General features: G+C 64.7%; 1 protein-coding gene. It reads right to left on the bottom strand.

Going from position 1 to position 1,498, the window contains the following annotated elements; translation table 11 throughout:
- Positions 1 to 1,246, bottom strand: a 1,246-nt coding sequence (istA, locus tag D4765_RS18970) for an IS21 family transposase (protein ID WP_237280571.1), incomplete at its 3' end; no start/stop codon positions are given.
- Positions 1,247 to 1,498 lie beyond the last annotated feature (252 nt).

Here is a 1,498-nt window from a genome sequence, read left to right as displayed (position 1 = left end):
GGCGGCGCCGGTTGGTGGCGGTGGCTGTGTCGAGCCAGTCGCGCACGGGCACTGGGACCAACGGCCGGAGCTGGGAATGCCCCCAGGCTCCGGGCTTGGTCACCAGCAACGGCAGCAGTGACGCCGGTTCGAAGATCGTTTCCGTCTGCCGGCCGAACGCGCGCGGGAAAGAACGGACAGGTGTCGCGTACTCGTCGAGGATCTCGACGACGTCGTACCGCAGCCCGACGGTGAGAGTGCGGCTGTGGAAGGACGACCCGGCCGCGTAGGTATTCCCGTCAATGAGTAGGTTCCCGGTCTTATCGGCGGTGCGGGACTCGTAACGCACCGGGTCGAACCCGACGCCGGGCAGTGCGAGAGACGCGGCGACGTCTTGGGCGAAGAGCTCGCTGATGGGCAGGCCTTTGCGGTAGTGCGTGGCCTCAGCCAACGCCATGCACCGCGCCATCAGCACGTCGTTAAGGCCCTGCAGGGTGGCAGCCTCGGGCTCGGGGACCATCAGGTTGCGGCGGAGGAACCCGACCGCGTTCTCGACGTTGCCCTTCTCGTTACCCGAGTACGGGTTGTAGTACCGAGACTCCGATCGGTAGTGCAGTTTGAACGCGCCGAACAGCTTGGTCTCAACAACCTTGGTACCGACGCGTCGTCCGATGCCGGTCGCATTGTCAAAGACCAGGTGCCGGGGCGCGGCACCGATGTGATCGAACACGGTGCGCAGCCCGTGACAGACGCACTCAGCGGTTTCGCCGCGGTAGGCCTGCACGAAGCGCATGTTCGAGAACGGGAACGTGACGACGAAGATATGCAGGACCTGCCGGATCCCGCCGATGATGGCCTCGGCCTGCCCGAAATCGACCTGCGCGGTGCCGGCGGGCCAGACCAGTTCAGTGAAGCCCTCACCGGCCTGGCGGTGGAGGACATTCCACTTCTTCACGAAGCGTTGCACCGGCGAATAACTGCCGGTGAAGCCCTGCTCGGCGACCAACCGGTCAAAGACCCGCTTGGCCGTGTGGCGTTGCTTGCGCGGCCGACGCTGGTCCTCGCCCAACCACTTTTCAACGGTCGGTTCGAACCCGGTCATGGCCGAGCCGGTGGGCCTGGCCACCGGCGCTGGCGGCCTCGGTGAGTAATCCTGTTGACCGGTGTATTTCGTCACCGCGTCGCGTCTGACGCCCAACCTGCGGGCGATTTCACGGCCCGTGATTCCGTGGGAGTCGAGTGTTCTGATATTTTCTTGCACGGACATGGGTACCGTCATCTGCTTCCTGGTTCCTTCCGGCGCGACCGCTTGGCAGTAGCTACGCCGTAAGGAACCTATCTGGGGGTGACGGGCCCATGTCTCCCACGCACGGGAGAAGGACCGCGGCCACCGGGTGATCTCAATCTCGCGCAGTCCCCGAACCCCATTTCGCGGCGGGGAGCTGCTGGCCTGATTCTTAGTGCTCTTTTGGCAGGAAACCAGCCACTAACTTGGCAGGAATCCAGCGCCGAAACGGCC

Source organism: Subtercola vilae (assembly GCF_004923255.1).
In the GTDB taxonomy this organism is placed as follows: Bacteria; Actinomycetota; Actinomycetes; order Actinomycetales; family Microbacteriaceae; genus Subtercola; species Subtercola vilae.
The sequence above is the reverse complement of the archived record's forward strand: the minus strand, read 5'-3'. Positions and strand labels throughout refer to the sequence as shown.